Annotated in this window: 5 protein-coding genes and 1 pseudogene; 2 read left to right on the forward strand and 4 right to left on the reverse strand. The window is 42.8% G+C overall.

Features of this window, described 5'->3' with window-relative positions:
* Positions 1–186: pseudogene (locus AB4496_RS06085) on the reverse strand (Bcr/CflA family drug resistance efflux transporter); the annotation flags it as partial.
* Positions 187–294: 108 nt separating this feature from the next.
* Here AB4496_RS06085 and AB4496_RS06090 point away from each other — a divergent pair.
* Complete coding sequence (locus AB4496_RS06090; RefSeq protein ID WP_102257522.1) at positions 295–1191, forward strand: LysR family transcriptional regulator; 897 nt, start codon at positions 295–297, stop codon at positions 1189–1191.
* A 180-nt stretch (positions 1192–1371) separates the two neighbouring features.
* Complete coding sequence (locus tag AB4496_RS06095) at positions 1372–3216, forward strand: bifunctional diguanylate cyclase/phosphodiesterase (protein ID WP_102257523.1); 1845 nt, start codon at positions 1372–1374, stop codon at positions 3214–3216.
* Positions 3217–3366: 150 nt separating this feature from the next.
* Here the strand turns inward: AB4496_RS06095 and AB4496_RS06100 are convergent, their stop codons facing one another.
* The 3 genes from AB4496_RS06100 to AB4496_RS06110 form a co-directional block, all read right to left on the reverse strand.
* On the reverse strand, positions 3367–4659 hold the full coding sequence (locus AB4496_RS06100; protein ID WP_009845719.1) for a peptidoglycan DD-metalloendopeptidase family protein: 1293 nt from the start codon (positions 4657–4659) through the stop codon (positions 3367–3369).
* A 222-nt stretch (positions 4660–4881) separates the two neighbouring features.
* Positions 4882–5181, reverse strand: a complete 300-nt coding sequence (locus tag AB4496_RS06105; protein ID WP_009845720.1) for an isoamylase early set domain-containing protein — start codon at positions 5179–5181, stop codon at positions 4882–4884.
* 123 nt (positions 5182–5304) lie between these two features.
* Positions 5305–5952 carry a hypothetical protein gene (locus AB4496_RS06110; RefSeq protein WP_009845721.1) on the reverse strand — a complete coding sequence of 216 codons (648 nt, stop codon included), beginning with the start codon at positions 5950–5952 and terminating at the stop codon, positions 5305–5307.
* Positions 5953–6027: the final 75 nt, after the last annotated feature.

Here is a 6027-nt window from a genome sequence, read left to right on the forward strand (position 1 = left end):
TAGCTGAGACAAGCCAAAACCCACAAGAAACAGCGTAACGAGCAGCTGTACATCTACCTGAGTCACACTTAAGTCTGAAGCAATTAGCGGCAATGATGGTAAATAGATACTCACCCCTACCTGTCCTGTAGCTATGATCATCATGGCTAAGAGTAGCGGTGTTTTTTTAAAGGTCGATTGGCTCAAAAAATTCCCTATTCGTTTGTTATTTGTTCATCAGATGAGTTTACATTCAAAACCAATAATTGATAATTAGCTAAATTGGAATTTAATTAAGTCCCAACAGGAAATAGTATGGATTGGATTCTTAACGTAAAAAGTTATGTAAAAGTGGTGGAAGAAGGCAGCTTCAATGGCGCAGCGCGTAAACTCAATACCACCAGCTCAGCGATCAGCAAAAGAGTGAACTGGTTAGAAGAACGTATTGGCACTCAACTATTAAAGCGCACCACGCGCTCAATCAGCCAAACCGAAGCGGGGGCTCTCTTTTATCTGCGAGCCAAAGATCAGCTCGATAATTGGCAATCGATTATTGATGAAACCCGATCGGTTAACCAAACGCCTGCGGGCCTGCTAAAGATTGGCGCAACCATTGCTGTTGGTTCTAAGTTTCTCGTGCAATACATGGACGACTTCTTAGAAAAGTATCCAGACATTAAAGTACAGCTTATCACCACCACGCCAGGTCAATTACCTGAGCTTGGCTTGGACCTGGTGATCAGTCGTGAACTGGAACAACTCAACTCGTTAAGCTTCAAGAAAACACCACTATTTGAACACAAAGCCAGCTTTTATGCCGCTCCCAGTTACTTGGCTAAACATGGTTATCCCATCAACGAGCAAGACTTAGAACAGCACAACTCCTTAATATGGGGAGAGCGTCCTATTCGTGAAGTCACGCTAACTAAAGGACAACGCATCACTTTGAACGGTAACTTTGCGACCACCAATCCTGAGGCTTTGTTTCATGCCGCGAAGCGAGGAATGGGCGTACTGTTAACCATCAAAGCAATGATCAAAGAGGATCTTAAACAAGGGACACTGGTTCCAGTATTACCAAATATAACAGCCGACGAAGTGATGGTTTACGCGTACTACCCTAAGCTTGACTACTCACATACACGAACCAAGCTATTTTTAGACCACCTAAAAGATAGGCTAGACAAAGAAAGAAATAGTCAAATTTTTTGAAATATATCGCACTAAATTTGAAAAATCACACAACACGATCGATAATAAACTAGACGCATATCAAAATTATTAATGCAAGTTGCATTGTTAATATTTAAGACGGTGCTGCTACAAGATCGTATACACAAGATCATACACATACAGCTTACACACGATTCTGGTTGGCTACGGATGGTGACTATGACTCAACATACACGCAATTGCATGATAGACACAGAGCGCATTGGCCGCTTACTCAAATTGGAAGGTATCGACCTTTTAGAGTCTGCCGTGCTTACTTTGCATCAAACCTTCGGTACTCAATACACCAGTATCATTGAGAAAAAGCACTTCCCCGATCAAATGGTTCCTTTGGTCATTGCCCATTCTGACCATGTACTGCATGACAAAATAAACGCACGCCATGGTCACATATACCAACAAGCCGTTAATCAAAAACACCCAGATTGCTCATTTGCTCAGTATATCGTTCAGTCACTCCCAACATCAGCATTTAGACAGGAAATCACCTCACAGAACTCAATCGCTATCCCAGCACGCAGTCAAAGTGGCGAAGTCATGGGTGTGCTTTTCTCAACCTTTAGTTCGCCTATGAGTACAGATCAGCAACAAGATGTGATAAAACACCACCAGTTGTTCGCAGATATCGTCATTCACACCTTGCGTGAAATGTGGTTCAACGACCGTTCTGAGCAACTGGTTAATCAACTCAGTTACGAAGTATCACACGATAGTCTAACTGGGCTATTAAACCGTAGCTGCTTATCAGACACCTTGGAATCGATCACTCAGCAGAGTGTCACTCCCTTCACGCTCGCTCTGCTCGACATCAATAGCTTCAAAGCCATTAATGATATGCACGGTAATTATATTGGCGATAAGGTGCTTCAGTTCGTTGCAGAGACCTTGCGCCGAACCTTGCCCGACAACAACCTGACGTTCCGGACGGCTGGCAATGAGTTCGCATTCATTACCTATCATTCAGACCCAATAGCGGTTTGCAAACAAATACTGGATAAGATAAAGCAAGGTTACACTAGTATTGATATCAAAATCGATTTCGACGTCAGCATCGGCATTGCCCGGTCAGATGGAGACAATAAAGACGTAGAGCAAATCATCTTCAACACCAGTTTGGCGCTAAAAGAGTGCCAGCATAGTCAAGATACTCATATTCAATGTTACGACACTCACCTAAGGGTTCGTTACCAAAGGAAAGCCGAGTTAATCGCCGCCTTACGAAGTGAGCTTGATAGCACCATATCAGACAGTCAGGCACCTAATGACAATGGAATGTACGTGGTTGTACAACCAATCGTTGATCACATTGATACACGATGGGATTACTTCGAGGTGTTAACTCGTTGGAAAACCACAAGACATGGCGACATCTCGCCAGTGGAGTTCATTCAGGTAGCGGAAGAATCGGGGTTGATTGTGGAACTGGGTGAACGGATCATCGAATTGGTATGCCGCGCTAAAACAACATTGGAGCGAGGCTTAGGCTACAAAGTTAAGCTTGGAATAAACTGCTCCGCTCACGAGCTTACCGATTCTAAGCGTTATATTTCCTATCTCACTCGAACGATTGAACAGCATCACTTTAAAGCAAACGAGTTTGTCATTGAGCTAACCGAAACCGTGCTGTTATCTCCAACTCAAGAAACAAAGTCAGCACTCGACTTTCTAAGGGGACAAGGGTTCACGATCGCTCTAGATGATTTCGGTACTGGTTACTCAAGCTTAAATTACATTCATAGCTACCCTATCGATTGTATTAAGATTGATGCCACCTTTATTCGAAATTTGCTGACAAACTCAACATCCGAAAGTGTTGTGTGGTTGATTGTTCAACTGGCACACAGACTCAATGTGTCATTGGTTGCGGAAGGCGTAGAGAAGCGTGAGCAATTAGAAAAGCTGCACGCAATGGGGTGTGACAAAATTCAAGGATACCTCTACTCTCCACCTATGCGACCAGAAGCTATCGTTAGCTACGTCACTCACTCAGAACCTCTAGCCTAAACGCCGTTTACTACCTCAACCTAAAATCAAAAAGCCGCGAGCGTATCACTAAACATTTAAGTATTTAGTTCTGCACTCACGGCTTTAAAGGCTACATCATTACTCGCAACCATCTAGCTAACGGTTACCTTGACGACATATAGTCAGCTGCTAGCTATTATTCGATTGTTTTTCTAGAGCTTTCTTTAATAGCTTGTCGGCTTCATCTCTAGCGGCTACGAATGTCGCTTTTTCCTTTTTAGGTACGGAATCGGCCATCGGAATATTTGCTTTCATTGCATTGACAGGACGACCACGTTCGATCAATTCGTAATGTAAGTGCGCCCCCGTCACTCGGCCCGTTTTACCTGATAAACCAATACGCTGACCACGAGATACCGTTTGCCCTTTACGAACGAGGATCTTACTCAAGTGTAGGTAGCGTGTTTTGTATGTGCTGCCATGCTGAATCACCACATAGTTACCCGCATATGGGTGCTTACGAGTCATGATCACTTTACCATCACCTGTTGCTTGAACGGGTGTGCCAATTGGCGTCGCGAAATCTGTGCCGTTATGCGGAGAGACTCGCCCAGTCACAGGGTGTAAGCGCTTAGGATTAAACTGAGAACTTTGACGCCAACCACGGCTCACAGGGTAACGTTGGAAAGCGCGTTGTAAGCTATCGCCATTGGCATCGTAATATTGTCCGTCAGTGTGTAAGTACGCTGAAACAACACGGTTACGGTTCATGATCTTGATGGCTTCTATTTCACGTTTCCCGGTTGCGACACCATCAACGAATTGCGCTTTTTGAAGCACTTCAAACTGATCACCCGCACGTAAGTCTCGGCTGAAATTCAGCTTATCTTTAAGAAGAGTCACAATATGGTCAATCTCAATACTGTTCAGGCCAACTTTGTTCGCTGACATAGAGAAACTGCCATGGATATCGCCCACTAAAGGCTTTTGCTTCCATTCACCCGGAATAGAAATGTCTTCGAATTCGTAGCTGCCGTCATCAAGCAGTCGATAAACCACTTTGTCCGCGACACTAAATTGAAGTTCCATTTTTGAAAGGTTGCCCGTCGCTTCGTCACGCCAAAAGCGTAATGTATTACCCGGACGAAGCGTGTCTAACGCAAGGAAGTTCAAATCGGTTTCCATCACGCTCATCATCGAGTTATAAGAAAACCCAAGCTGAGTGAAAATGCTACTTAAGTTATCGCCTGATTGAATTTGATATTCAAACGTCGGTGGCTCGATAACGGTAGCAGAAGGAGGTGACAGAATTGACTCAATAACGGTTGAGTCTGGCAAATCAAGATCGATCGTTTTCGTCAGATTTGATGGTGAATATTGCAAAGCAACACTTATCACTGCAATAAGTGGCAGACCTAAAATTGCTGCTTTTTTTACAGGTGAAAGCTCAGCAAACGGAGAGGAAAATATTTTTGAATACACGGTAAACAGGTCTTTCTACGATATAAAAGCACAGGATATGCTTTTCAGGCGTATAAATCATCATTGCATTGTCATAATATGATGTGAATCTGCGCAATCTCGGCTAAGTCATTGAGTTACCGTTAATGAAATAGGCACAACTCAAAAAATTAATGAACCAACGATTTAGACATTAAAAAGCAGAAACATCTCGTTCCTGCTTTTTAATTCATGCTATTTCAACTAAGCGTTAACTGTCGATACCAAGCAATTATCTTCACCAAATTCATTCGGGATATAACGATCAGCATTCGCATCGTTCACCCATTGTTGATCATCAACTAGGTAGCGAAATTGAAACTCACCATCTTTCGGAAGACGAGTTTTAAACTTGTAAACCTTCCCTTTCGCCAGTTTTTTCATTGGGGTCGCTTTCCAATCCAGAAAGTCGGCAACGATAGATACGGAATTAGCTTCTTGAGCTTCTAGCTCGAAAGTCACTTCAACTTCATCTTTCGTCTTAAAAAAACGTTTATTAATCATTCGCAAGCTCCATTTGTAAAGTAAGCAGACACAAAGCTAAGTGTGTCTAAATTTCATTCATCTACTTAAGATAATATGTAATTTAGCTCACATAAACAACAGTTCCTTGTCCTAACAAAAATGTCACTGCCCATCAATTGATTGCATATTGAAAGAAAAACTCATTAACACCTTTTCAGATTGCAATTCTGGAAAAGATTGTCCCGCAGAATGTCGAGTAAAGCCGATAAAACCTTCCCCAGAGAGTTTGCTATGTGAATCGAGCAGCTGAGTAATCTCTAAAGTTTGGATTCTCACCCGGTCACCAAGAAAGAATTGGTCAACTAACACGACGCGGCTTCGATGCTGGTCATGTTTAAACAGGCCAAGGTAATAGAAAACGCCACTGCCTTGGTTAGATACCCACATAGGTGCAACAAAGAAACTCGCCTTGCCTAACGTGACACTTGAAAGGTTGTTGGTGTCTACGGTGACCACACCACGCTCAACACCGGAGTCATACCGCCCAAACGCGATTGATCTTGGTCCATCGACTTCATTAATAAAGGCGTAGGCGTTGGTTTCAGGAACTTTGATTGTCCATGGGTTAGTCGTCTTCAAATCAAAAACGGTTTCAACAACAGGGTCATAACTGACTTGAGAAGAAGGAAACTTCGCCAAGATCTCTTCGTCACTTAAGCTAAAGCGATAAATACCCGCCAGTATCACCACAACCAGCATGACAATAGGAATCAGTAAAATCAGAGGTATAGGTAAGATTTTCTTTTTCATGAGCAATTATATTCTTTTGTTTTCATCCAGTTGTGCAGACCATAAAGGGCTTTAGTATAATTATCAATACAGGGT

Source organism: Vibrio sp. 10N.222.46.A1 (assembly GCF_041473595.1).
GTDB classification, from domain to species: domain Bacteria; phylum Pseudomonadota; class Gammaproteobacteria; order Enterobacterales; family Vibrionaceae; genus Vibrio; species Vibrio tasmaniensis_A.

Excerpts from the sequence above, each read along its gene's own strand:
- AB4496_RS06110 (WP_009845721.1), bottom strand. The coding sequence starts at position 5,952 with ATGAAAAAGAAAATCTTACCTATACCTCTGATTTTACTGATTCCTATT.
- AB4496_RS06095 (WP_102257523.1), top strand. The coding sequence starts at position 1,372 with ATGACTCAACATACACGCAATTGCATGATAGACACAGAGCGCATTGGC.
- AB4496_RS06105 (WP_009845720.1), bottom strand. The coding sequence starts at position 5,181 with ATGATTAATAAACGTTTTTTTAAGACGAAAGATGAAGTTGAAGTGACT.
- AB4496_RS06090 (WP_102257522.1), top strand. The coding sequence starts at position 295 with ATGGATTGGATTCTTAACGTAAAAAGTTATGTAAAAGTGGTGGAAGAA.